The sequence below is a fragment of the Rhodococcus sp. AH-ZY2 genome (assembly GCF_030916465.1).
Taxonomy (GTDB): domain Bacteria; phylum Actinomycetota; class Actinomycetes; order Mycobacteriales; family Mycobacteriaceae; genus Rhodococcus; species Rhodococcus ruber.
In genome coordinates, this window is record NZ_CP126458.1 from 2303489 (window position 1) to 2328501 (window position 25013).

Here is a 25013-nt window from a genome sequence, read left to right on the forward strand (position 1 = left end):
GGCAGCGGTGACCACCGTCCTCGAACCCGAGCACTGGCTGCCCCGCCGGGAGCGGCACCGCCACCGGCTGACGGCGCTGCTCGCCCCCTACCTCGACCAACGCGCGCACGGCACACCACACCCGGTGATCGACTTCCTGTTCACCTACTACAGCTACACGCCGTCCCAGCTCCTGCGCTGGCACCCCGGCTTCGGAACGACACTCACCGGCCCCGCATCCGCGGAGTACGCCTCCCTCCGGGGCTACCGGACCACCGGCGCCGGGGTCTCGGCCGACCCCGAACACCTCGCCCGCCGGCGCGACACCATCCGCTACGTCACCGACCTGCTCGAGGCCACGACCTCCCGTCCCGCGCACCTCGGCTGCTTCGGCCTGCACGAGTGGGCCATGGTGTACCGGACCGAGCCCGCCGACCTCCGCCACAGCGCCGTACCGCTGCGGCTCGGACACACCGGCACCGACGCCGTCGTCGAATCGTTGCAGCTGCGCTGCACGCACTACGACGCGTACCGGTTCTTCACCCCCGCCGCCGGCCCCCTCAATCTCGAACCCCTCACCCGCGACGACCAGATCCGGCGGGAGCAACCCGGGTGCCTGCACGCCGCCATGGACCTGTACAAGTGGTGCTACAAGCTCACCCCGCTGCTCGACTCGGACCTGACCGCCGACTGCTTCGAACTGGCCTACGCCGCCCGGGAACTCGACATGCGGGCCAGCCCCTACGACCTGAGCGACCACGGCTACCGGCCCATACGGATCGAGACACCCCGCGGCCGGGCAGAGTACGTCCGCGGACAGACGGAACTGGCCGACCGCTCCGCGCCACTGCGCGCGGCGCTGCTCGACCGGTGCCGCCGACTCCTCGACGCCGGCCGGGAGCACAGCCACCGCTGAGCGGACACCGCCGCCTGCCCTCTCCCCGGGACGTCCCCGGCGCGCGGCGCGGCCCCCGCGGGGAGGGATATCCCTCCCCGGGTCTAGGCTGAAGTCTGGAGAGGCCACGAGCTGATGCTGTACGTCTCCGTCCTGGGTGAGCAGTCGATCACCGACGACACGACCGGCGCCGTCGTGACGCGGTCCCCTCGCGGCACGACCCTGGTCGCCTTCCTCGCCCTCCACGCCGGAGTTGCACAGCCCCGCCAGCTCATCGCCCCCCCTGTTCTGGCCCGACTCGACAACCGCCCAGGCCCTGACCAACCTGCGCCGCGAACTGCACCACCTGCGCCGCGCCCTCGAAGACGACCCGGCCGTCGAGGTGACCTCCCGGGATCTGTGCTGGCGCGACACCGAGACCAGCCGGGTGGACCTACGGACCTTCACCGTCGAGTACCAGGCCGCCCGGGCGGCCGCGACCAGCGGCGACGACGAGGCGGCGCTGCGGCACGCCACCACCGCGCTCGCCGAATACCGCGGCCCCCTGCTGCCCGGCATGTACGACGACTGGATCCTCGAGGCCCGATCGGATCTCGAACGGCACTGCGTCGACCTGTGCGATCTGCTGTGCCGGCTCCGGACGCGCACCGGCGACCTCCCCGGGGCGATCGACGCCGTCCGCCGCCGGATCCCCCTCCGACCCCTGGAAGAGAGCGGGTACCGCACCCTGATGACCCTGCAGGCCGAGCACGGCGACCGCGCCGGCGCAGTGAGCACCTATCACCGCTGCGCCGCCGTCCTCGAACGTGAACTCGGGCTGGCACCTGACCCGGCGACGCGCACCCTCGCCGACCGCCTGCTCGCCCCCGCGGACCCCACCGCGACCGCCCGCCCCATCGCCGGACCGGCGGCCGAGCGGCCCGGACTCGCCGCCCCGACACTCGTCGGACGCACACGCGAACTCCGTCGGCTGCACGAGACGTGGCGCACGGCCGCCGCCGGGCACCCCACCCTCGTCCTCGTCACCGGCGGCGCCGGCGTCGGCAAGACCCGCCTGGTCGCCGAGATCGCCACCACCGCCCGCGCACAACCCGCGGCGGTGGTGGCCGGCACCCAATGCTTCGGAACGTCCGGACGGCTCGCCCTGGCCCCGGTAGCGGACTGGCTCCGTACCCCCGCGGTGCAGCCCGCGCTCACCGCGCTCGACCCGATCTGGCGCGCCGAGGTCGACAGGCTCGTACCGTCCGGCGCGGCCCGCCCGGAACCCGGCGCCGGCGTCCGAGCGATGGTCGACGCCTGGCAGCGCCTCCGGTTCTTCGAAGGCCTGGCGCGGGCGCTGATCGGCGGCGGCCGCCCCGTGTTGCTGACCCTCGACAGCATCCAGTGGTGCGACCCGGAGACGCTGACGTTCCTGACGTTCTGCCTGTCCCTGACACCCGACGCGCCCCTGATGGTGGCCGCGACAGCCCGCACCGACGACACCGACGAGAACCGGGACCTCGAGCAATGGGCAGACCGGATGCGGACCGCCGGTCTGCTCGCCGACCTGCCACTGCAGCCCCTGGGGGCCTGCGGCACCGCCCGCCTGGCCGAAACGCTCGGGGGGCGCCCGCTCGACCCGCAGGACGCCGAACTACTGCACGCGACCACCGGTGGCTTCCCCCTCTACATCATCGAAGCGATGCGCAGCGGACCGGGCGTCGCCCCCGCCGGCCGCCTGGCCGACGTGCTGCACGACCGGATCGGGCAGGTGAGCCCCGCCGCACGGGACGTCGCCGGACTCGCCGCGGCGGTAGGCCGCGACTTCACCCTCGACCTGCTCACCGAGGCCAGCGACCTCGACACCGACGCCGTGGTGCGCGCCGTCGACGAGCTGTGGCAACGCAGAATCCTGCGACAGTTCCGCGACGGCTACGACTTCTCCCACGACCTGCTCCGCGACGCCGCCTACGCCCGGATCAGCCCGCCCAGGCGCTGGCTGCTGCACCGCCGTCTCGCGCAGAGCCTCGAACTGCTGCACGCCGACGACTACGACAGCGTCTCGGCGCAACTCGCCGAGCAGTACGCCCGCGGGGGACGACCGGACCGGGCAGTGACCTACTACCGTCGCGCGGCCGATGTCGCCTCGAGCACCTTCGCCCACACCGAGGCGATCCGACTGCACAAGAAGGCACTCGCCATCGCTCGCACCCAACTCGAGGGGCGCGACGCCGCCGTACAGGAACTCGCCGTCCGCGAAGAGATGGCGGCGCCGCTCAACGCACGATACGGCTACTCCTCCCCCGAACTGCAGCAGACCCTCGAGCGCTCGATCCGGCTGGCCGAGTCCCTCGGCCGCAAGGACTCCCTCCTGGCCGGCCTCGTCGGCCTCTGGTCGTCGCGGTTCGTGCAGGGAAACATCGCCGGCGCCCACGAGGTCGCGACCCGCGCACTGACTCTCGTCGACCCCGGCTCCCCGCTGCGCGGGTCGGCCCACTTCGCATTCGCCGGGTCCGCGGTCGAGCTCGGCCGCCCCGAGGAGGCGCTCCACCACTTCGACCGTGCGGCCGCACTGACCCGGGGCGCTCCCTCGTTGACCGTCGGCACCCGGCCCGACGTGCACGGCAGCGCCTGGGCGGCCCACGCCCACTGGCTGCTCGGCCACAACGACGCCGCCCTGAGCTGCTGCAACGAGGCTGTCCGGCTGGCCCAAACGATCGATCATCCTTACAGCCTGGCCGTCGCCCTGGCCTACAGCGGCATCACCCACCACCTGCGCACAGACCCCGCCGCCCTCGACGCCGCCGTCGCGGAACTGACCGACCTGTGCATCCGGTACGGATTCGCCTACTACAGCGAGTGGGCGCTGATTCTCGGCGGGTGGTCCCGCGGCGGCGAGGCCGGCCTCGTGCAGATGCGGCGCGGCATCGACACGCTCCGCTCGGCCGGTTCGTTCGCCCGGATGCCGTATTGGCTCTCGCTGCTCGCCGACCTGTCGGTGCGGGAAGGGGAACCCGGCGCTGCCCGGGCCGCGCTCGATGCCGCGATAGTCGCCGGACAGGCCCGCGACGACCTGTGGTGGCTGCCCGAGGTGATGCGGATGCGCGCGGCGCACGACGACCACGTCGCCGCGATCGTGCGACTGCGTGCCGCCGCCCGGACCGCGGCCGCCCACGGCAGTGCCGCCCTGCTCCGGCGCTGCGCGCGGGACCTCGCCGAACACGGCGTCGACCTGCCGCTCCCGGGCGTTCCCCCGGCCCGGTGACCGGCGGCGCGCACCCGAACGCTGCGCGAACGCCCTCTTCCTAGGGTCGACGGTACAACGCCCGCACCGGCGAGCGACCGACCCGAGAGGGGCTTTCGTGACCACCATTTCGACCCGGCCGGCCGGCGCGGTGCCGTACGACGACCTGGCCGCGGCACTGCGCGGCGACCTGATCACCCCCGGCGACACCCGTTACGACACGGCGCGTGCCGTCTACAACGGCATGATCGACAAACATCCCGCGGCGATCGCACGCTGCCGGGACGCCGCCGACGTCGTTTCCTGCGTCCGCTTCGGCCGCGCCCACGCGCTCACCCTGGCCGTGCGCGGCGGCGGGCACAACGCCGGCGGTCTCGGCGTGTGGGACGACGCGCTCGTCGTGGACTTGTCCCTGATGCGCAGCACCACAGTCGATCCGGCACACCACACCGTCCGCGTCGACGGCGGATGCACCTGGGGCGACGTCGACCACGCCACGGTCGCCTTCGGCATGGCCACCCCGTCCGGCTTCCTCTCGTCCACGGGCGTGGGCGGGCTGACCCTCGGTGGCGGCATCGGCTACCTCTCCCGGCGCTTCGGGCTGACCGTCGACAACCTTCTGTCCGCCGACGTGGTCCTCGCCGACGGCACGCTCGTGACGGCCGACGAGAGCTCGCACAGCGACCTGTTCTGGGCGCTGCGCGGCGGCGGCGGGAACTTCGGCGTCGTCACCTCCTTCACCTTCCGCTGCCACGACATCGGGGAGGCCGGCATGATCGTCGGCGGCCCGGTGCTCTACGACCTCGCCGACACCGCCGACGTCATGCGCTGGTACCGGGAGCTGCTGCCGGCGCTCCCGGAGGAACTCAGCGGCTGGATCGCGCTGCTCACCGTCCCACCCGCCGCCCCGTTCCCCGAGGACCTCTGGGGCCGCAGGTGCTGCGGCATCGTCTGGTGCTACACCGGACCACACGCCAAGGCCGACGAGGTGCTCGACCCCATCCGGACCTACGGCTCGCCGCTGCTGGTCGGCCTGCACGACATGCCGTTCACCGTCCTGCAGAGCGCGTTCGACGCCCTCTACCCGCCCGGCCTGCAGTGGTACTGGCGGGCGGACTTCTTCGACGAGATCACCGACGCCGCAATCGACGTGCACTGCAGGTACGGGCCGCAGCTGCCGACCGGTCACTCCACCATGCACCTCTATCCCATCGACGGGGCCACCAGCCGCGTCCCCGAGGACGCGACCCCGTTCGCGTACCGGGGCGGCGGATGGGCGGGGGTCATCGTCGGTGTCGACCCCGACCCCGCCAACGTCGGCCTCATCACCCGGTGGGCTCGCGACTACTGGGAACAGCTGCACCCGACCTCCGCCGGCGGCGCCTACGTCAATTTCCTGATGAGCGAGGGCCAGGACCGGGTCGAGTCCGCCTACCGCGGCAACTACGACCGGCTCACCCGGATCAAGCGCCGCTACGACCCGGACAACGTCTTCCACGTCAACCAGAACATCCGGCCCGCCGCGGCCGAACGGTAGCCCGGAACCGTACCCGCCCGGAGAGGAACGGACTATGCCCACGCACAGGCTGGAAGCGGACTATCTGGTGATCGGCTGCGGCGCGGCCGGCATGGCGTTCGCGGACGCATTGATCACCGATTCCGACACCGACGTCGTCATGGTGGACCGGCGTCACGCCCCGGGCGGGCACTGGAACGAGGCCTACCCGTTCGTGCGGCTGCACCAGCCGTCCGCGTACTACGGCGTGAACTCGCTGCCGCTCGGGACGGACGTCATCGACCGCACCGGCCCGAACCGAGGCATGTACGAACAGGCGAGCGCACCGGAGATCTGTGCATACTTCGACCGTGTCATGCGCAGCAATCTGCTGACATCCGGAGCGGTGCGCTACTTCCCCATGAGCGAATACGTCGGTGACCATCGCTTCGTCTCCCGGATCTCCACCGACCGGTACGAGGTGGAGGTCCGCACCGCCCTCGTCGACGCCACCTACCTCGAGCCTGCGATACCCGCCACGTTCACACCACCGTTCGACGTGGCCCCCGGCGTCCGCTGCGTCCCCGTCGACGCCCTTGCGCGCGTGGCCGAACCGCCCGAACGGTACGTGATCATCGGGGCGGGCAAGACCGCGATGGACGCGTGCCTGTGGCTGCTGCAGCTCGGCCTGCCCCCGGACGCGATCCAGTGGGTCAAACCCCGGGAGGCGTGGCTGCGCAACCGACGGTTCGCCCAGGGCGGTGAACTGGTCGACGACTTGATCGAGGGACTGGCCCGGCAGATGGAAGCCGCCGCCCGGGCGAGGACGCCGGCCGAGCTGTTCGCCCGGCTCGAGGCGAGCGAACAGCTGCTGCGCGTCGACGAGCACGTCCTCCCCACCATGTACAAGGGGCCGACCGTCAGCACCGCCGAACTCGAGCAGCTCCGCCGCATCGAGGACGTCGTCCGGCTCGGGCACGTGCGACGCATCGAACACGACACGATCGTGCTCGACCACGGAACGATCCGTACCGGGCCCGGTCACCTCCACGTCCACTGCGCCGCCCCGGGCCTGAACCCGGCACCGGCCGTCCCGATCTTCGAGGAGGGCCGTATCACGTTGCAGCCCGTCCGCACGGGGCTCGTCCCGTTCAATGCCGCCCTCGTCGGATTCGTGGAGGCCACCGGCCGGGACCCGGCCGAGAAGAACCGGCTCTGCCCACCGAACCGGCTACCGGACGTCCCCCTCGACTGGATCCGCGGAACGCTCGTCGAGACGAACGCCGAGTACGCATGGTCGAAGGAACCGGACATGGCGGACTGGCTCGAGCGTTCCCGCCTCAACACGTCCCGGGGACTCCGGCACCGCGCCGACCGGCCCCTCGTCCGGGAAGCGACGAGACGATTCGCCACGCACGTCCGGCCCGCCCTCGCCAACCTCACCGGACTGCTCGACGACGCCCGGCAGGCGGCGTGACCGCGCGGCCGCCCGGCCCGCCCGGGCGGGCCGGGGTCGCGGACCACCCCGTATGATCTGAGCGATTGCGGCTACTCGCCGATCACGATCGAGACCGCTTCCGGGCGCGCACAGTACGCCCGCGAGCGGTCGGCGCTCACCATCGCGCCGCGGCCCTGGAGAGGAGCTGCTGAATCGATGTACCGCCCCGGCGGCGGGTCGAACCGGCCTGCCCGAAACTACCGGCGGGTAACGTGAGTGCTGTTCGTCGTGCTGCCCGTCGGCGCCGCCGACGCGAGCGCACAGGTCCCGGAAAGAGTGAGGCAGGTAATGACTGAACGCGTGCAAGTCGGTGGACTCCAGGTCGCCAAGGTGCTCTACGACTTCGTCGTCGACGAGGCGATCCCCGGCACCGGGGTGGACGCGGCCGAGTTCTGGGCCGGCGCGGACAAGGTGATCCACGATCTCGCCCCCCGCAACCGCGCCCTGCTCGCCACGAGGGACGAGCTGCAGGCACAGATCGACACCTGGCACCGCGACCGCAAGGGCCAGGCGCACGACGCCGCGGCCTACAAGGCGTTCCTCCAGGACATCGGCTACCTCGTCCCCGAGCCCGCCGACTTCCAGGTCACCACCGCAGGCGTCGACGCCGAGATCGCCACCACCGCCGGACCGCAGCTGGTGGTGCCGGTTCTCAACGCCCGCTTCGCCCTCAACGCCTCCAACGCCCGCTGGGGCTCGCTCTACGACGCCCTCTACGGCACCGACGCCATCTCCGAAGAAGGCGGCGCCGAGAAGGGCACCGGCTACAACAAGGTGCGCGGCGACAAGGTCATCGCCTGGGCCCGCGACTTCCTCGACACCGCCGCCGCCCTCGCCACCGGCTCGCACACCGACTCCACCCGGTACTTCGTCGACGGCGCCGAGCTGAAGATCGAACTCGGCGACGGCACGACCACCACCCTGGCCCAGCCGGAGAAGTTCGCCGGCTACCTCGGCGACAAGACCGCCCCCACCGCGGTGCTGCTGCGCAACCACGGCCTGCACGTCGAAATCCAGATCGACCCGGACTCCCCGATCGGCAGCACCGACGCCGCCGGGGTGAAGGACGTCGTCCTCGAATCCGCGGTCACCACCATCATGGACTTCGAAGACTCGGTCGCCGCCGTCGACGCCGAGGACAAGGTCATCGGCTACCGCAACTGGCTCGGCCTCAACCGCGGCGACCTCGCCGAGGAGATCTCCAAGGGCGGCAAGTCCTTCACCCGCTCCCTCGACGCCGACCGCGTCTACACCGCCCCCGACGGCTCCGACCTCACCCTGCACGGCCGATCGCTGCTGTTCGTCCGCAACGTCGGTCACCTCATGACCAACCCCGCCGTGCTCGACTCCGAGGGCAACGAGGTCCCCGAGGGCATCCTCGACGCGCTGATCACCAGCCTCGCCGCCGTGCACGGCCTGTCCGTCGGCAACGCGACCGGGCCGCTGATCAACTCCCGCACCGGCTCGATCTACATCGTCAAGCCCAAACAGCACGGCCCCGAAGAAGTCGCCTTCACCACCGAACTGTTCGGCCGGGTCGAAGAGGTCCTGGGCCTGCCGGCCAACACCCTCAAGGTCGGCATCATGGACGAGGAACGCCGCACCACCGTCAACCTGAAGGCCTGCATCAAGGAAGCCAGCGAACGCGTGGTGTTCATCAACACCGGCTTCCTCGACCGCACCGGCGACGAGATCCACACCTCCATGGAGGCCGGCGCCATGGTCCGCAAGGCCGAGATGAAGAAGCAGAAGTGGATCTCGGCCTACGAGGACTGGAACGTCGACACCGGCCTCGCGTGCGGGCTGCAGGGCAAGGCCCAGATCGGCAAGGGCATGTGGGCGATGACCGACCTCATGGCCGACATGCTCGAACAGAAGATCGGCCAGCCCCGCGCCGGCGCCAACACCGCCTGGGTGCCCTCGCCCACCGGCGCCACCCTGCACGCCACCCACTACCACCAGGTCGACGTGTTCGCCGTGCAGGACGAGCTGAAGGGCACGCGCCGCGCCACCGTCGACGACATCCTCACCATCCCGCTCGCCCCGTCCACCGACTGGAGCGACGAGGAAAAGCGTGAGGAGCTCGACAACAACTGCCAGTCCATCCTCGGCTACGTCGTGCGGTGGATCTCCCAGGGCGTCGGCTGCTCGAAGGTGCCCGACATCCACGACATCGCCCTCATGGAGGACCGCGCCACCCTGCGCATCTCCAGCCAGCTGCTCGCCAACTGGATCCACCACGGCATCGTCACCGCCGACGACGTCGTCGGCGCCCTGCAGCGCATGGCACCGGTCGTCGACCGGCAGAACGCCGGCGACCCGACCTACCTGCCGATGGCCCCGGACTTCGACTCCAGCATCGCCTTCCAGGCCGCCAAGGAACTGATCCTCGAAGGCACCACCCAGCCCAGCGGCTACACCGAGCCGATCCTGCACCGGCGCCGCCTCGAATTCAAGGCCGCCCACGGCCGCCGAGCCTGACCCCCAGCCACGGCCCCCGATCCACGGTGGATCGGGGGCCGTGGCGTCTCACAGCCGATCACTAGACTCCGGGAACGACGGCGGGCAGACACGACGACAGGCAGGAAACACGTGGGTCGACATCGCGGAACGGGCGGCGCCAGAGGTGTGAGCAAGGGCCCGATCGTTGCCGTCGCCGTGGCACTCGTCCTCGTCCTCGCCGTCGTCGGCTGGTTCCGCCTGCGCGAACGCATCGACGAGCAGGCGACCGAAGCCGCACAGACCTGCGTCGAAGGTGACGCGCTTCTCGACGTCGCCGCGGATCCCGCCGTCGCCCCCACACTGACCGCCCTCGCCGCCCGCTGGGTCACCGACACCCGCCCGGTCGTCCGCGACCACTGCATCGACGTGCGCGTCACCGCCGTCGCCACCACCCCGGCCACCACCGCCCTCACCGCCGCCGCAGACGCCTCAGCCGCCGACCCCCGCTGGGACCCCGCCCTCGGGCCCCCACCCGCCCTCTGGGTCCCCTTCAGCAGCGACGCCACCGCGCGCGCGGCACAGGCCCTCGACGGACAGTCCCGCTCCCTCGCCACCTCCCCGATCGTGCTGGCCGTCCCCACCGCACTCGGGCGTGCCCTCGACGCCGCAAACACCGCATGGCGTCAGCTGCCCTCCCTCCAGTCCGACGGCAGCATCCTCGCCGGTCTGGGCCTCGACGGCTGGACCGGCCTCCGTCTCGCCCTGCCCACCGGCCCCGACGCCGACGCCACCACACCCGCCCTCGAGGCCGTCGCCGCCGCAGTCACCGACGCCGGACCCGGCCCCCTGACCGCCGAACAAGCCGCCTCCCCGGCAACCACCTCCGCGGTCGGGACCCTCGCGCTCGGCGCCGACGCCCTCGGAGCCGGCGCCGGACCGACCACCGCCGCAGCCCTGGACACCCTCGCCGACGCGCCCGGCGCCGACGGCACGGTGCACGCCGTACCGATCACCGAGCAACAGCTGCACACAGCAGTCACGTCCGGCGGCGCCGCCGGCCTCGCCGAATTCGTCCCCACCGGTCCCACTCCCACCGCCGACTTCCCCGCCGCCGTGGTCGACGCCCCGTGGGTCGACGAGACGCTCTCGCGCGCCGCCGCCGAACTGACCGGCTATCTCCGCGAACCCGCCGCCGCCCGCGCCCTGGCCGACGCCGGTTTCCGGGTCGACGGTCAGCCCGCACCCCGTAGCGACGCGGTGCCCTTCCCCCGCATCGAACAGACCCTGAACCGCGCCGACCCGGCCGTGGCCGACATCCTCCTGGACCACCGGCGCGCACCGGTGGCACCCCGCACCACCACGATCCTTCTCGACACCTCCACGTCCATGGGAACCGTCGAAGGCGACGACACCCGTCTCGCCCACCTCGCCGCCGCCCTGGACCAGCACGTGGACCGGTCACCGGACGCCTCGAACCTCGCCCTGTGGGTCTTCGCCGACGACCTCGACGGCACCACCCCGTACCGCACCACGGTGGCACGCGGCGCACTCACCGCGGACCACCGCACCGCTCTGACCACCGCCCTGAGCGGCACCCGTACCACCGACGGTTCCGCCGTCTACCGGTCCCTGGCCGCCGCCTACGTCGACGCCGTCCGAAACTTCACGCCCGGGCAGCCCAACTCCGTCCTCCTGATCACCGACAGTGCCAACGACGACGACACCACCCGCCAGCGCATCCTCGACCTCGTCACCGCCGCCGGCGACCCCGACCGGCCCGTCCGGATCGACGTCGTGACCCTCGGCGACGACACCGACCGCAACACCCTGCAGACCCTCGCCGACCGCACCGGCGGCGCGCTCGTCTCCGTCACCACGACCGACGGGCCCGAACTCGCCCCCGCCCTCCGAAAGCTGATGTCCTGACACCGTGATCCGGCTACTCGTCGCGGGGACGTTCCTCGCCCTCGTCACCTTCTGGCTCCACCGCCGCCTCGTCCGTGCCCCCGGTCTGCGCGGGCGCGCGGCGATCGCCGCGAACACCGCGCTCGGCGTCCTCCTCGTCGTCGCGCTGATCGGTGCGCAGAGCGGCACCTCACTCGACCCGCGCTGGGCCCGCCCGTTCGGATTCCTCGGCTGGACCTGGCTCGCAGTAGTGCTGTACCTGGTCCTCGGCACGCTCCTGATCGGGATCGTGTCCCTCGCAGCGCGAGCGGTACGCCGCTTCCGTCGAGACGCCGCCCATCCGCCGGATTCTTCCCGGCGGCGCGCTCTGCAGGTCGCGACGGGCGCGCTGACCGTCGCAGCGGTCGCCGCCGTCGGCTACGGCACGGTCGAGGCCGCTCGGCCCCGGCTCGTGCACACCCGGATCCCGCTGCGCCGGCTCCCGGCCGGATTCGACGGGCTGCGCGTCGCCCTCGTCACCGACCTGCACGTCGGCCCGTCCCGCGGCCGCGAGTTCACCCGCCGCGCAGTGGACCTCGTGAACGCACAGCGGCCGGACCTGATCGTGCTCGGCGGAGACCTCACCGACGGCACCATCGCCCTCGTCGGACCCGACCTGGCGCCTCTCGCGGACCTGCGTGCCCCGCTCGGGGTCTACGGCGTCAGCGGAAATCACGAGTACTACGCCGACGACGCGATGTCCTGGCTGGATTTCTGGGAAACCCTCGGTGTACGCACCCTCCGCAACGAGCGAGTGACCCTCGAGCGCGGCGGCGACGCGATCGATCTCGCCGGCATCCACGACTATTCGGCGCCGGCCCCGAACGACGCGGACCTGACCGCGGCACTGCAGGACCGCGATCCCGAACGCTTCGTTCTCCTGGCCGCCCACCAGCCTCGCCACGTGTTCGAGGCGCGCGAGCACGGCATCGATCTGCAGTTGTCCGGGCACACGCACGGCGGACAGATGTGGCCGCTCGGATACGTCGTGCCCCTGCAGCAGCCGACGGTGACGGGTCTCGACCGGTTCGGAGACACGCTCGTCTACACCTCCCGCGGTACCGGTGCCTGGGGGCCGCCGGTCCGCATCGCCACCCCTCCGGAAGTGGCGATTCTCGAACTGACCGTAGGGACCGTCTGACCGTCCTCGAGTTTGGGGTCGGGTGTTGGAGGGTTGCCGTTCCGGGATGTTCGGTTATTTAATATGTTCCGTATGGCTCGGAATATTTTGGTCTGATTCTCGGGGGTGAGCCGCTCCGGCGGCTCACCCCCGAGAACTCACTCAGCTGCTGTACGCCTCCAACGGCGGGCACGAGCACACAAGGTTCCGATCCCCGTACGCCCCGTCGATGCGTCGCACCGCGGGCCACACCTTCGCGCGGGTCTGCCCCAGTGGATACACCGCGATCTCACGGCTGTAGGGGTGGATCCATTCCCCCACCAGGCACTGGGCGGTGTGCGGCGCCCCGCGCAGCGGGTTGTCGTCCACCGGCCACTCCCCTGCCCCGACGCGGTCGATCTCGCCGCGGATGGCGATCATCGCGTCGATGAACGCATCGAGCTCGGACAGGTCCTCGCTCTCGGTGGGTTCGACCATGAGGGTGCCCGCAACGGGGAAGCTCATGGTGGGTGCGTGGAAGCCGTAATCCGCCAGACGCTTGGCGACGTCGTCCACCGTGACGCCCGTGTCCTTCGTCAGGGGCCGCAGATCGAGGATGCACTCGTGCGCCACCATGCCGTTCTCACCCGTGTACAGGACGGGAAAGTACTCGTCGAGCCGGCGCGCGATGTAGTTCGCCGACGCGATCGCGGTCAGCGAGGCCCGCCGCAGGCCCTGCGCCCCCATCAGCTTGATGTACGCCCACGTGATCGGGAGGATGGACGCCGATCCGAACGGCGCCGCCGACACCGGTCCGCCCCCGCCGAGCCCCGGCTCCGCCGGGTGTCCGGGCAGGAACGGCACCAGGTGTGCGCGCACGCCGATCGGCCCCACCCCGGGACCGCCCCCGCCGTGCGGAATGCAGAACGTCTTGTGCAGGTTCAGATGACTCACGTCGCCGCCGAACTTGCCGGGTCGTGCCAGACCGACGAGAGCGTTCAGGTTGGCCCCGTCGATGTACACCTGACCACCGGCGTCGTGCACGGCGCCGCAGATGTCGGCGATCTCGTGTTCGTAGACGCCGTGGGTCGACGGGTACGTGATCATGATCGCGGCGAGACGTTCGGCGTGATCGGCGATCTTCGCACGCAGATCGTCGAGGTCCACGTCACCGTTCGAACGGCACGCGACGACCTCCACGCGCATACCGGCCATGACCGCGGAGGCCGCGTTGGTGCCGTGCGCGCTCGACGGGATCAGGCAGGTGTCGCGGTGCTCGTCGCCCCGGCTCAGATGGTAGTGGCGGATGGCCAGAAGCCCGGCGTACTCGCCCTGGCTGCCGGCGTTCGGCTGCAGGCTCACCGCGTCGTACCCGGTCACCGCGGCAAGCCACCCTTCCAGGTCCGCGATGAGCCGGCGGATGCCTGCGGTCTGATCCGCGGGGGCGAACGGATGCAGCGCCGAGAATCCGGGCCAGGTGATCGCCTCCATCTCGGCGGCGGCATTGAGTTTCATCGTGCACGAACCCAGCGGGATCATGGTGCGGTCGAGCGCGAGGTCCATGTCCGACAGGCGGCGCAGGTACCGCATCATCGCGGTCTCGGTACGGTACCGGGTGAACGCCTCGTGCTCCAGGTACGCGCTCGTGCGCGCGAGGTGCCGGGGAAGGGCGGGCGCGGCTTCCGCCGCGGTGTCCTCCGCCCCGAACGCGGCAACAACTGCAGCCACATCGGCCTCGCTGGTCGCCTCGTCGCACGAGACCCCCACCTGGTCGTCGTCGACCCGCCGGACGTTGATGCCGGCCTCGAGCGCCGCCGCGACCACCGCGTCGGCGCGGCCGGGAACGCGGACCAGAACGGTGTCGAAGAAGCTGTCGTGCACCACGTCGATGTCGGCGGCTCGCAGCGACGCGGCGAGCCGGGCGGCCTGGCCCGCCACACGGGTCGCGATCCCGGCCAGGCCTTCGGCGCCGTGGTACGACGCGTACATCGCGGCGAGGACCGCGAGAAGCACCTGCGCGGTGCAGATATTGCTGGTCGCCTTCTCACGGCGAATGTGCTGCTCACGCGTCTGCAGCGCCAGCCGGTACGCCGGCGAACCGTCGGCGTCGACCGAGACACCGACGAGCCGGCCAGGCAGGTTGCGGGCATGGGCGGCGTGCACCGCGAGATAGCCGGCATGCGGCCCGCCGAATCCCATGGGCACGCCGAACCGCTGGGTGGTGCCGAAGCATACGTCCGCGCCCTGTTCACCGGGCGGGGTGAGCAGCGTCAGGGCCAGCAGGTCCGCCCCCACCGCCACGAGGGCGCCACGCTCGTGCGCCGCCTCGACGAGGGGACCCGCGTCGAACACCCGGCCGGAGGCACCCGGGATCTGCAGGATCACGCCGAAGAACTCCCCCTCGGGCAGACCGTCGTCGACGAGATTCGCGGTGACGATCTCGATTCCCAGGGGTTCCGCGCGGGTCGCGAGGACCGCCGCGGTCTGGGCGAACACGTCGGTGTCCACGACGACCCGCGTGCTCCGGCACTTGCGGTTGGCGCGCGCGAGCAGCGTCATCGCCTCCGCGGCGGCGGTCGCCTCGTCCAGCATCGACGAGTTGGCGACCTCCATGCCGGTCAGGTCCGAGACCATGGTCTGGAAGTTGAGGAGGGCCTCGAGGCGCCCCTGGCTGATCTCCGGCTGGTACGGGGTGTATGCCGTGTACCAGGCGGGATTCTCGATGATGTTGCGCAGCAGGACCGGCGGAGTCAGCGTGCCGTAGTACCCCTGACCGATCATCGACGTCGCGACGGTGTTCTGCCCGGCGAGTTCCTGCAGGGCCTTCAGCACCTCGTGTTCCAACAGCGGCGCGTCGAGCGACTCGAGTCCGTCCGCGACCCCGTCGGTCCGCGCGTCGAGGATCCCGGCGGGCACCGCCTTCGCGGCCAGTTCGTCGAGGGATTCGACGCCGACGACGTCGTGAATGCGGCGCAGTCCCGCCGCGTCGGGGCCGACGTGGCGGTCGGCGAAGGTGTGGGTGGCAGCATCGGTCATCGCGACTCCCTGAGGTCGGAGGTCCGCATCCGGGCAAGGGTCGCACGGTGCGTGTCCTCCCCCTCTGTCGCGAGCTCGTCGAGCGAGCGCCTGAGAGATTCGGTACCGGAACGAACCGGCCCTTTCCCCGTGGGCGGGTGGGTGCTCCCACCGCTTTCCAGAGACGTCGGTGCCCGTACGGTCCTCGATGCCTGAGAGATTGACGGGGAGGTGCTGCTCCTTCGGCGCCCGGAACAGGTCCGGAACTCTCCCGCACGGCGGCGACGTACCCCCGATTCTAGGGCACCGGGAGGCCGCGGAACACGGAGGTCGCGGGCGTTTCCTGTGACGAGCGTCTACCCGATCCGCCGATTGACGCGTTCGCGGCGGCGAGAGGCCAGTTCGTCCTCGGGTCGCTGTTCCACGTTGCCACCGTCCGCGCGCTCAGCCGGGAAGTCGGCGATGCTGCCGGTCAGCTCCCGCATGGCACCGCTCACCGCGATCCCGAACACTCCCTGCCCGCCCTGCAGTAAATCGACCACCTCTTCCGGGGAGGTGCACTCGTACACAGTCGTGCCGTCGGAGAACAGGGTGATCTTCGCCAGGTCCCGCACTCCGCGTTCGCGGAGGTGGTCGACCGCCACCCTGATGTTCTGCAGCGAGATGCCCGTGTCGAGCAGACGCTTGACGATCTTCAGGACGAGGATGTCCTTGAACGAGTAGAGCCGTTGGCTGCCCGAGCCGGCCGCGCCCCGGATGGACGGAACGACCAGGTTGGTCCGCGCCCAGTAGTCGAGCTGGCGGTAGGTGATGCCGGCGATCTGACAGGCGATGGGCACGCGGTAGCCGACGAGCTCGTCAGGCACCGAATCGTCCGGGAACAGACCCGGCTGCATCTCGTCGGCATCGAGAGCTGCCCGTGACGGGGCATCGCGGTCGACGGCGTCGAAGCTGAGCTGCTGTCCCTGCGGCCGATCTCCCACTGTTGTGACTCCCTCTCGCGTGCACAGGCGTGCCCTGGAACGAACGACGGGCGGATCCCCACCCCCATCCGGTCGTCGAGCGCTCGCGTGACCCACCGAGTCGATCCGTAGCGATTCACTCAGCGTACGCCCCGTACGAAAAGTTGGGCAGCAACACGCCGACCGGACGACGACCTTCCGGTTCCGCGTCACACTCGCGGCGCGCGTCCCGGCCGTCGGGGCCGGAAGTCGCGACAGAACCTCGGCGGCGTTCGACGATCAGCCGTCCGTCGCCTTGAAGTCGTCGGGGGAGACGGATTCGAGAAACTCCTTGAACTTCTCGACCTCGTCCTCCCGCTCATCCGGCATGACGAGGCCCGCTTCCGCCAGCACCGGTTCCTCCACGAAGACCGGCGCGCCGATGCGCAAGGCTACAGCGACCGCGTCGGAGGGGCGGGACGACACGCGCAGACCGCCGTCGAAGACGAGATCGGCGTAGAACGTCCCCTCCTTGAGATCCACGATCCGGACCTCTTCGAGGGTACGGCCGAAGGCATCGACCAGATTCTTGATCAGGTCGTGCGTCAACGGCCGGACCGGCTCGACACCCTGCTGTTCCAGTGCGATCGCCGTGGCTTCCATCTGGCCGATCCAGATCGGCAGGTACCGATCTCCGTCGACCTCGCGCAGCAGCAGGACAGGCTGATTCTGCGGTTGCTCGACCCGGATCCCCACTACTCGCATCTCGCTCATCGAGCCGCCTCCCATCCCTGCTGTGCGACGGTGGCGAACCGTCCGCCGATATCCCCCTGAATTCTAGTGCCAAACGCGCCGTCGTCGAGGTCGACGCCCGCCGCTCACCGATCCAGAGCGCCCCGGACGGCGGCCTTGACGAGGCATGTGTGCATCGTCAACGACAGCGCGGCCAGTTCCCGTACCATCTCCTCGGCCCGAGCACGCGCACCGACGTCCCGGCCCTTTGCCACCGGACCCGCGATCTGCGCCACCAGGCCCGCCTCCCGGTCGGCCGCGAGCTTGAACGCACGCAGGTGCCGAACCTCGAGGCCGAACTCGGACATGGCCTTGGCGGTGCGCGCCAGCAGCACCGCATCCTCGTCGAAGAAGCCGGCCGCGCCGGGCACGATGAGCCCGGCGCGGATCAGCTCCGTCAGGAAGGACGACTCGATGCCCGCCCGCCCGCACAGGTCGTCCCGGCTGATCCGCACCTCCCGGTCCGTGCGCAGATCCTCCGGGGACACCTGCCCCGGCGCCACGGCCAGGGTCCGGGGCCGCTTCGGGCGACCCTCCACCGAGCCCACCGTCGCGACACCGCGGTCGATCGCCTCGAGCTGTTCCTTGATCACCTTCAGCGGCAGGTACTGGTCCCGTTGCGCGGTCAGTACGTACCGCAGACGCTCACAGTCCGCGATCGAGAAACGGCGATAACCCGACGGGGTGCGTTCCGGACTGATCAGTCCCTCGGATTCGAGGAAACGGATCTTCGAGATCGTCACGTCCGGAAACTCGGGCCGGAGCCGATCGAGCACGGAGCCGATCGACATCCCCCCCGGTGACGGCTGGCGGGCAGCGGTCATCAGCTACCCGTGCCCTGCGAACCCCGCGGGCCGGTGAGGAACACCAGCCGGAACTTCCCGATCTGCACCTCGTCGCCGTTCGCGAGAACGGCCGAGTCGACCGGCTCGCGGTTGACGTAGGTTCCGTTCAGGCTTCCCACATCGACGACCTGGAACTCGCCCTCGTCCTGGCGGAACTCGGCGTGCCGACGGCTCACCGTCACGTCGTCGAGGAAGATGTCACTGTCCGGGTGACGCCCGGCCGACGTCGTCGGCTGATCGAGCAGGAAACGCGACCCGGCGTTCGGGCCACGCTTGACGACGAGCAGCGCCGATCCTGTGGGAAGCCCCTCGACCCCCGAGACCGGCGCTTCGGTCGTTCCCGCGCCCGTGCCGGTGGTATCGAGCTCGTTCAGGAAGTCGGCACGAAACACCGAAGTGGTTTCCGCAGGGGTTTCCTCGTAGCCCGCGTTGCCGTTCTCGCTCACCGTATCTCCTTATCCGTTCGGCCCTTCGGGATCGCTCCCCCGGGGCCGCAGTTTCGTTCAGCCACGATCACTTCCGGTACGGACCCGCGCCCCGACCCGGCACACGCCTACCGATGACCGTACCCTGCACGACGTCCTTCGTGCAGGCAGACGCGGCCCCGGCCGGACGCGGGGTCAGTTCTGCGTGATTGCGCGGTATCCGTCGGCGTCGAGCGTGTCCGCCAGAGCGGCGTCGAGCTCGTCCTTGCTGCCGACCTCGACGTCCACCAGCCAGCCGGCCTCGTACGGATCCCCGTTGACGAGCTCGGGATTGCCGTCCAGATCCGAGTTCACCCCAACGACTTTCGCCGTGAGCGGAGCGAACACGTCGGACACGCTCTTGGTCGATTCCACCTCGCCGAAGGACTCCCCCGCGGTGAGCTCCGCACCGGTCTCGGGCAACTGCACGAAGACGACGTCGCCGAGCTGCGACTGGGCATAGTCGGTGATGCCGAGGCGTGCGGTCACGTCGCCGGTTCGGCGAACCCACTCGTGCTCCGCCGTGTAACGCAGATCGGCGGGTGTTCGGAACTCACTCACGACAGGTCCTTTCGGGCAGCGACATTCGCGTGGAACGCCGGGTTCAATTACCGGGCTGAGAGTATTGTCGCGGCTCGATCTCCCGCAAGGCGGGCACCTCGACCTGCGGCGACTGCTCGATCTGCACCGTCCCGCCGGCTCGGGCCACCGTGTCGACCACACCGCCGGGGATGTTCAGCGCCGCCGCCAGTGTGGGCGCGTCCCCGATCGCGGCGACGACGTAGGGCGCTGCGAGCGGTCGATCGTCGACGACCAGCGCACCTGCGGTTCCGCCCACCCAGGAGTCCACGCCGATACGCACGGCAGCGTCGCCGGTTCCGGCGACCTGCACCGCTTCCGCTCCCGCGGCGCGCAGTTCCTGGATCGTGTCGAGAAGGACCTCCGGACCGACCCCCCGCCGCGGGTCGGCGATGGTCAAGATCACTCCCGGACCGGTGGCCGGGGCGGCGCCGACCTGGATCTGCAGGGCCGACAGGCGCTGCTGCGCCTCCGCGAGCGCGGCCTCGGAGCCGTTGCGTTCCAGACTGGCCAGCGTCTGCTCCAGGGTGGTGATCTCCTGGCGCAGCTCCGCCTCGCGCCGGTTGAGGTTGTCGAGCACCACCAGCAGGTCGGCGGGCCGGGCGGAGTCGAGCGCATCCCCCGAACCGGTGTTCCTGACCTGGGTGGCGATCCCCACCCCGAGCAGAACCATGAGCAGCGCCGCCAGGGCGGAGAAGACGATCCGCGATCGGCGCGCTGTGCCGGTCTCGGCCGTGTCGTGTCGTTCGTGCTTGCCCTCGCCCATCCCGCTACGCCCCGAACAGCCTGCGGCGCAGTGCGGATGCGTTCCCGAAGATCCGGATACCGAGAACCACGACGATCGCCGTGGAGAGTTGGGTGCCCACCCCGAGTTGGTCACCGAGCCAGACGATCAGTGCGGCGACCAGCACGTTGAAGACGAAGGAGACGACGAACACCTTGGCGTCGAAGATCTCGTCCAGGTAGGCGCGCAGGCCGCCGAAGACCGCGTCGAGCGCCGCGACGACCGCGATGGGCAGGTAGGGCTGGACCACGTCCGGAACCTGGGGACTGACGATCACGCCCACCACGATGCCCACACCGAGGGCCAGCACCGCGTAGAGGGCATATCCGCGTTTGGTCACCACAGTCCTCACCGCTCTCCCGTTTCCCGTGCCGCTGCGACATCGCGCACCGTGGCGGCCGGCAGCGCCAGGTCTGCCGCGTCCGCGATGGTGAAACCTACCTCGTAGAGTTGCTGCACCCCCGCCATGCGCAGGTAGGCATCGCTGACCACGAACCCGGTCTGCAACTCGGCAGGAGACCCGACGGCGGAGACCGTGTAGGGCGAGAAGACCGGCCTGTTGTCCACGAGCATCGCTCCACCGGCCTGACGGACGGTGACACCCGGACCGATCCGGACCCCGTTGATCGCGACGGCCTCGGCGCCACTGCGCCAGAGCGCGTTGACGACCGACTGCAGGTCGCGGTCGAGAATCACCGAGGCGCTGCGGGCGCGGTCCTTCTCCGCCGAGTCCGTCAGGTCGGGACGCGACGCCGGATCGGCGAGGGTGACCGTGATTCCCGGCCCGTGCACGGGCGTCGACGCTGCGTCGTCCTCTGCGCGGGCGAGCCGGTCGAGCACCGCCCTCCCTTGTTCGTCGTCGGCGAGCACCGCGATGCGGCGCTGTTCCACCTCGGTGGACAAGTCGTCGCGGGAGGCCGCGAGTGCGTCGTTGCGGTCCTCGGTCGCGCGGACGGTGGCGAGGATGTCGTCGCGCGCCTGCTCCGTCCCGGATTCGCGCTCGATGTTCTGGGCGTATGCCACGCCGAGGACGAGGCCGGCAAGCAGACCACCGAGGACGAGCCACGCCCCGATGCCGGTGCGGGTCGGGCGGGAGTGGCCGGCGGCGCGGTCGCGCGCCGCGCCGGTGTACCCGGGATCGAGATGGTCCTCGAGCAGCGCTTTCAGCAGCGACGGGACGGGGTTGCGGCGGATCTGCTCCCAGTTGCGGTTCATCCGGTGGCAGGCCCTCCGGACACGGGCACCGCTCGAGCCGTCTGCACCGCCTGCAGCAGGTAGAGCGCGCCCGTCCACACGTAGAGGGCAGTGCCCCAGAGGAGGGCGGCCCACCCCGCGGGTTCGAGGACGTCGCCGGCGGCGGGAAGCGCCTGCGCGGCCAAGAGGAGCGGCAACGCGAACATGAGCAGGAACGTGGCGCCCTTGCCCAGGTACAGCACCTCCGGTGGCGGCAGACCGCGGCGTCGATAGACGGCCAGGGTCGGGGCGAGCACCATCTCCCGGCCGATCAGAAGAACGGCGATCCACCACGGCACGATGCCCCGGGCCACCAGCGCGAGAAGAGTCGTGACGATGTAGAGGCGGTCGACGAGCGGATCGAGCACCGCCCCGAGTCGCGACGCCTGATCGAGCAGCCGTGCGAGTTTGCCGTCGGCCCAGTCGGTGATCCCGCTGAGCATCAGAACCGCGAGCGCCCACCCGTCGGCATGCCGGACGAGGACCAGATAGAGGAAGATCGGGATTCCAGCCAGGCGGACGACACTCAGCACGTTGGGGACGGTGACGATGCGGTCGGATCGAGCCGGCGTACCGGTCGTCGTCGCGTCGTTCATCATCCGTCCTGTCGTTCGGGGAGTCGGTCCCGACAGCCTTGCACACCCCACGCCGCCGCTGCCCGTGCGACCGCTCACCTCCACGCGAACACGGGCTGTTCCAGGTCGTCGATGCGGGTGCTTCGGCGGTGGAGCACGACTTCACGGAACTGGTACATCACCGCCGCGGTCGGTGCGTGGACGAGATGACCCCGGAACGGCCACTGGATCACCGGCTTGTCCGACTCCGGGATGGTGACGAACCGGGGCTCGCTGTCGAGTTCGGACTCGGTGACGGCATAGAGGGCGGCAACCTCGTCCGGGTTGGGGACGAGATCGCCGATCGCCGCATCCACCCACACGACGTAGGGCGAGATGACGTAGCCCGAGCGGGTGATGTAGTCGTCCAGCCGGCCGAGAATGCCGCCGGGATCAGCGCGCAGTCCGAGTTCCTCGTGCAGTTCGCGCAGCGCGGCCACGTCGGGGGTCTCCCCGTCGTCGAGGCGTCCGCCCGGCAATGCGAACTGACCGGGATGAGATCGCAGGCGCGTGGGGCGGCGAGTGAGCGGCACGACCGGGTTGCCGTGCCCGTCGTCGAGCACGGCGACGACCACCGCGGCGTGACGCCGGCCGTCCAGGGGCAGGAAACGGGGTTCGAACGCGGAGAGTGCCGACCCGACCTCGCTCGGGTCCAGGGGATTCCGGACGGTCATGGCACCGACACTAGGCGGTAGGAATTGCGATTCTGCGCATGGATCCCCGAAACGGTCCGTTCGGCGTGCCCGGCCGATGCATAGTTGTTCGACGAAACGAACAGATCCAGGGGTACACGAGGACGTGAGCATGCAGCGCACCATCCGATCGATGGCAGAGGTCCGGCGGGGAGTCGCGGAGCGGGTGGTGGGCCGCGTCCGGGAAACCGATCTTCTGCTCGCCGCGATCGGGGCAGGCCGCGACGTGCTCCTCGAGGGTCCGCCGGGGACCAGCAAGTCCACCCTGCTCGGGGCCATCACCGCCGAGCTCGGCAGTCCGCTGATGTTCGTCGAGGGGAACGCCGACCTGACGCCGGCGCGCCTGGTCGGTTATCACGATCCGGCACGGGTGCTGTCCGAGGGCTACCACGAGGACAACTTCGTGCCCGGACCGCTGGTGGCGGCGATGCGCGACGGTGGAGTGCTCTACCTCGAGGAGTTCAACCGATCGCCCGAGGACACACTCAACAGCCTGCTGACCGCGATGGCGGAACGGCGGATCACGGTGCCGCGGGTGGGCACGGTGGTCGCCGATCCGGCGTTCCGCGTGGTGGCCTCGATGAACCCGTTCGACAACATCGGCACCGTCCGACTGTCGATGAGCGTGCACGACCGGTTCTGCCGACTGTCGGTGGGTTATCAGGACACGCAGGCCGAACACGAGATCGTCGTCCGGCGAACCGGATGTGGGTCGGCACGGCTCGTCGCCGACGCGGTAGCGCTCACCCGTGCCACGCGAGAGCACCCCGATCTGCGGGGTGGGTCCAGCGTCCGCGGCGCGATCGACCTGACCCTGGTCGCCATGCAACTGTTCGACATGCGGGGGGTTGCAGACGATCTGCCGGACTCGACCGATCCACCGCGGGATCTTCCGGTGGAGTACACCGGCGCTGTGCTCGACGCGCTGCTGGTGGCGCTGTCCGGACGGATCGCGGTCGACGAGGTCTCCGAAACCACGCCCGAAGCGGTCCTGCGGGAGATCTGGCAGGACCATTTCCTTCTCCGTCCTGCTGCCGCCGCCCCCGGTTGAAGGTCCGTCCCCGCCGAGGGCGCCGTGCACCATCGTGCTCAGCGCCACTCCACCGGCCGGGGAAAGCCGTTCCGGCGCAGACCGAAGCAGCTGTCGGTCGACCCGGCCCTGTACGAGCACCGCGGTGGCGGCCAGGGTCTGGTGATGGTGGGTGGCCCGCATCGAGCCGGACGTACCCCCGGATCGGGAGTCGGCGCGGGACCCGGGCAGACCGACGAGCCGGCCGAGGTATTGCCGCTGGCCGATCTCGATGCCTCCGGTCCGGTCGCGGACGCCGAGGTCCGACGCCGGGCACGCGAGATTGCTGCGCGGCTGTCCGTGCCGCGCCCACGACATCGTCGTGCGCCGCGGAGGGGCCTCGGCAGGCTCCGGACGCTGCCGTATCAGGACGGTGCCGAGGAACTCGACCTGGACCGCACCGTCGAGATACTTGCCGAGGACCCGTTCGCACGGTCCACGGATCTGGTGATGCGGGATCGGATCCGCGATCGCCGGAAAGTGGTGCTGGTCGTCGACATCTCCGGTTCCATGCGCGGCGAGCGCATCCGCACCGCCGCGGCCGCGGTCGGTGCCGTGGCCGGCGAACTCGGACACGACGATCTGGCCGTGGTGGCCTTCTGGTCCGAAGCCGCCGTTCTCAGTGCCCTAGGGGAGCCGGTCTCCCCTGCCGCGCTCGTGGACCTGCTGCTCCGGATCCCGAGCAAGGGTCTGACCAACGTCGGCTTCGCGCTCGACGTGGCGGGGGGTCAGCTGCGGGACGTACCTGCGGACGAGGGACGGGTACTGCTTCTGTCGGATTGCGTGCACAATGCCGGGCCCGATCCGAGGACCGCGGCCGGCCGGCTCCCCCGGCTCGACGTGCTCGCCGACATCTCCGGTGAACACGATCTGCTCACCGCCCGCGACCTCGCTCGGTCCGGGAGGGGATTCGCCCTGCCCATCCGTGGACACCGGGATGTCGCTGCAGCGATCTCGCGTGCATTCGGCGCCTGACAGGCCGGTCCGTGCGTGTCTTGCCCGTGATTGGAGTGCTACGTAGCTGGGGAATTCGGTAATTTATGCGATTCCGTCCGCGTCGGATTCTGTACATGTCGCCGGCCCCGCTTGTTCCTGAAAACACTAGAGTTCCGTGAGATCCGAAATGGGACGGTGGGTCCTTGCTGCTCCCGACGGTCCGCGTTCTGCAGGAACGGACGGGAGAACGTGCCTCCACGAGACGACTCGCCATGCACCGCCCGGCTTTGCGCGGCGTGACCTACCCGGCCCTCCCCCGCATCGGCATCCGCCCATGCCGGACGTCTCGTCGGCAGCTACAACTCCCGGCAGATGTCCCAGGACGTGCCACGGTCCGGCTACCGCCGGGACGACCGGATAGGGCCCGGGATCCGTTCTCGGCAGACGCGGCGTGCAGGGGCGCGGCGTGCAGGG

The 25013-nt window shown here is 70.5% G+C and carries 20 protein-coding genes and 1 riboswitch; of the genes, 9 read left to right on the plus strand and 11 right to left on the minus strand.

Translation table 11 applies throughout. The features are described 5' to 3' along the window. Nucleotides 1-7 precede the first annotated feature (7 nt). The 7 genes from QNA09_RS11645 to QNA09_RS11675 all read left to right on the plus strand — a co-directional run bounded on the left by QNA09_RS11645 (nucleotide 8) and on the right by QNA09_RS11675 (nucleotide 12617). Nucleotides 8-895 carry a 3-methyladenine DNA glycosylase gene (locus tag QNA09_RS11645; RefSeq protein WP_308072444.1) on the plus strand — a complete coding sequence of 296 codons (888 nt, stop codon included), beginning with the start codon at nucleotides 8-10 and terminating at the stop codon, nucleotides 893-895. Between the two features lie 232 nt (nucleotides 896-1127). Next, complete coding sequence (locus QNA09_RS11650; RefSeq protein ID WP_308072446.1) at nucleotides 1128-4118, plus strand: BTAD domain-containing putative transcriptional regulator; 2991 nt, start codon at nucleotides 1128-1130, stop codon at nucleotides 4116-4118. Nucleotides 4119-4215: 97 nt separating this feature from the next. Beyond that, a complete protein-coding gene (locus QNA09_RS11655; protein ID WP_140188629.1) occupies nucleotides 4216-5634 on the plus strand; it encodes an FAD-binding oxidoreductase in 1419 nt (472 codons plus the stop codon). Between the two features lie 34 nt (nucleotides 5635-5668). Beyond that, nucleotides 5669-7069 (plus strand): hypothetical protein, encoded by a 1401-nt coding sequence (locus tag QNA09_RS11660; protein ID WP_010596519.1) that lies wholly within the window; start codon nucleotides 5669-5671, stop codon nucleotides 7067-7069. 309 nt (nucleotides 7070-7378) lie between these two features. Then, nucleotides 7379-9571: a malate synthase G gene (locus tag QNA09_RS11665; protein ID WP_010596520.1), complete on the plus strand. Its 2193-nt coding sequence runs from the start codon at nucleotides 7379-7381 to the stop codon at nucleotides 9569-9571. A 147-nt stretch (nucleotides 9572-9718) separates the two neighbouring features. Beyond that, nucleotides 9719-11458 carry a VWA domain-containing protein gene (locus QNA09_RS11670; protein WP_017681702.1) on the plus strand — a complete coding sequence of 580 codons (1740 nt, stop codon included), beginning with the start codon at nucleotides 9719-9721 and terminating at the stop codon, nucleotides 11456-11458. 4 nt (nucleotides 11459-11462) lie between these two features. After that, nucleotides 11463-12617, plus strand: a complete 1155-nt coding sequence (locus QNA09_RS11675) for a metallophosphoesterase (protein ID WP_010596522.1) — start codon at nucleotides 11463-11465, stop codon at nucleotides 12615-12617. 141 nt (nucleotides 12618-12758) lie between these two features. Here the strand turns inward: QNA09_RS11675 and gcvP are convergent, their stop codons facing one another. The 11 genes from gcvP to QNA09_RS11730 form a co-directional block, all read right to left on the minus strand. After that, on the minus strand, nucleotides 12759-15611 hold the full coding sequence (gene gcvP / locus QNA09_RS11680; protein ID WP_308072448.1) for an aminomethyl-transferring glycine dehydrogenase: 2853 nt from the start codon (nucleotides 15609-15611) through the stop codon (nucleotides 12759-12761). A 168-nt stretch (nucleotides 15612-15779) separates the two neighbouring features. Further along, nucleotides 15780-15874, minus strand: a riboswitch (glycine riboswitch). A gap of 72 nt (nucleotides 15875-15946) precedes the next feature. Continuing rightward, on the minus strand, nucleotides 15947-16573 hold the full coding sequence (locus tag QNA09_RS11685) for a MerR family transcriptional regulator (protein ID WP_003937271.1): 627 nt from the start codon (nucleotides 16571-16573) through the stop codon (nucleotides 15947-15949). Nucleotides 16574-16831: 258 nt separating this feature from the next. Beyond that, nucleotides 16832-17305 (minus strand): bifunctional nuclease family protein, encoded by a 474-nt coding sequence (locus tag QNA09_RS11690; protein ID WP_010596524.1) that lies wholly within the window; start codon nucleotides 17303-17305, stop codon nucleotides 16832-16834. 104 nt (nucleotides 17306-17409) lie between these two features. Next, nucleotides 17410-18147, minus strand: a complete 738-nt coding sequence (locus tag QNA09_RS11695; RefSeq protein WP_026137991.1) for a MerR family transcriptional regulator — start codon at nucleotides 18145-18147, stop codon at nucleotides 17410-17412. Further along, complete coding sequence (gene garA, locus QNA09_RS11700; RefSeq protein ID WP_003937274.1) at nucleotides 18147-18614, minus strand: glycogen accumulation regulator GarA; 468 nt, start codon at nucleotides 18612-18614, stop codon at nucleotides 18147-18149. Before garA ends, QNA09_RS11695 begins: the two co-directional genes overlap by 1 nt. A 174-nt stretch (nucleotides 18615-18788) precedes the next feature. Continuing rightward, complete coding sequence (gcvH, locus tag QNA09_RS11705) at nucleotides 18789-19193, minus strand: glycine cleavage system protein GcvH (protein WP_010596526.1); 405 nt, start codon at nucleotides 19191-19193, stop codon at nucleotides 18789-18791. Between the two features lie 43 nt (nucleotides 19194-19236). Beyond that, nucleotides 19237-19977: a DUF881 domain-containing protein gene (locus QNA09_RS11710; RefSeq protein WP_010596527.1), complete on the minus strand. Its 741-nt coding sequence runs from the start codon at nucleotides 19975-19977 to the stop codon at nucleotides 19237-19239. Between the two features lie 4 nt (nucleotides 19978-19981). Then, nucleotides 19982-20338 (minus strand): small basic family protein, encoded by a 357-nt coding sequence (locus QNA09_RS11715; protein WP_003937277.1) that lies wholly within the window; start codon nucleotides 20336-20338, stop codon nucleotides 19982-19984. 5 nt (nucleotides 20339-20343) lie between these two features. Further along, nucleotides 20344-21210, minus strand: coding sequence for a DUF881 domain-containing protein (locus QNA09_RS11720; RefSeq protein WP_059174662.1), 867 nt, complete (start codon nucleotides 21208-21210; stop codon nucleotides 20344-20346). After that, the gene (locus tag QNA09_RS11725) at nucleotides 21207-21824 is read right to left on the minus strand and encodes a CDP-alcohol phosphatidyltransferase family protein (protein WP_059174666.1); all 618 of its coding nucleotides are present in this window, start codon (nucleotides 21822-21824) and stop codon (nucleotides 21207-21209) included. Before QNA09_RS11725 ends, QNA09_RS11720 begins: the two co-directional genes overlap by 4 nt. A 74-nt stretch (nucleotides 21825-21898) precedes the next feature. Next, nucleotides 21899-22516 (minus strand): CoA pyrophosphatase, encoded by a 618-nt coding sequence (locus QNA09_RS11730; protein WP_017681697.1) that lies wholly within the window; start codon nucleotides 22514-22516, stop codon nucleotides 21899-21901. Between the two features lie 130 nt (nucleotides 22517-22646). Here QNA09_RS11730 and QNA09_RS11735 point away from each other — a divergent pair, with 130 nt between their 5' ends. Together QNA09_RS11735 and QNA09_RS11740 are read left to right on the plus strand one after the other, a co-directional pair. Beyond that, nucleotides 22647-23585, plus strand: coding sequence for a MoxR family ATPase (locus QNA09_RS11735; protein ID WP_102030699.1), 939 nt, complete (start codon nucleotides 22647-22649; stop codon nucleotides 23583-23585). A 24-nt stretch (nucleotides 23586-23609) separates the two neighbouring features. Next, complete coding sequence (locus QNA09_RS11740; RefSeq protein ID WP_119699809.1) at nucleotides 23610-24578, plus strand: VWA domain-containing protein; 969 nt, start codon at nucleotides 23610-23612, stop codon at nucleotides 24576-24578. Nucleotides 24579-25013 lie beyond the last annotated feature (435 nt).

Coding starts and splice junctions, on each gene's coding strand:
- QNA09_RS11720 (WP_059174662.1), bottom strand. CDS start 21,210: ATGAACCGCAACTGGGAGCAGATCCGCCGCAACCCCGTCCCGTCGCTG.
- QNA09_RS11695 (WP_026137991.1), bottom strand. CDS start 18,147: ATGACCGCTGCCCGCCAGCCGTCACCGGGGGGGATGTCGATCGGCTCC.
- gcvP (WP_308072448.1), bottom strand. CDS start 15,611: ATGACCGATGCTGCCACCCACACCTTCGCCGACCGCCACGTCGGCCCC.
- QNA09_RS11710 (WP_010596527.1), bottom strand. CDS start 19,977: ATGGGCGAGGGCAAGCACGAACGACACGACACGGCCGAGACCGGCACA.
- QNA09_RS11660 (WP_010596519.1), top strand. CDS start 5,669: ATGCCCACGCACAGGCTGGAAGCGGACTATCTGGTGATCGGCTGCGGC.
- QNA09_RS11730 (WP_017681697.1), bottom strand. CDS start 22,516: ATGACCGTCCGGAATCCCCTGGACCCGAGCGAGGTCGGGTCGGCACTC.
- QNA09_RS11725 (WP_059174666.1), bottom strand. CDS start 21,824: ATGAACGACGCGACGACGACCGGTACGCCGGCTCGATCCGACCGCATC.
- QNA09_RS11665 (WP_010596520.1), top strand. CDS start 7,379: ATGACTGAACGCGTGCAAGTCGGTGGACTCCAGGTCGCCAAGGTGCTC.
- QNA09_RS11735 (WP_102030699.1), top strand. CDS start 22,647: ATGCAGCGCACCATCCGATCGATGGCAGAGGTCCGGCGGGGAGTCGCG.
- QNA09_RS11690 (WP_010596524.1), bottom strand. CDS start 17,305: ATGAGCGAGATGCGAGTAGTGGGGATCCGGGTCGAGCAACCGCAGAAT.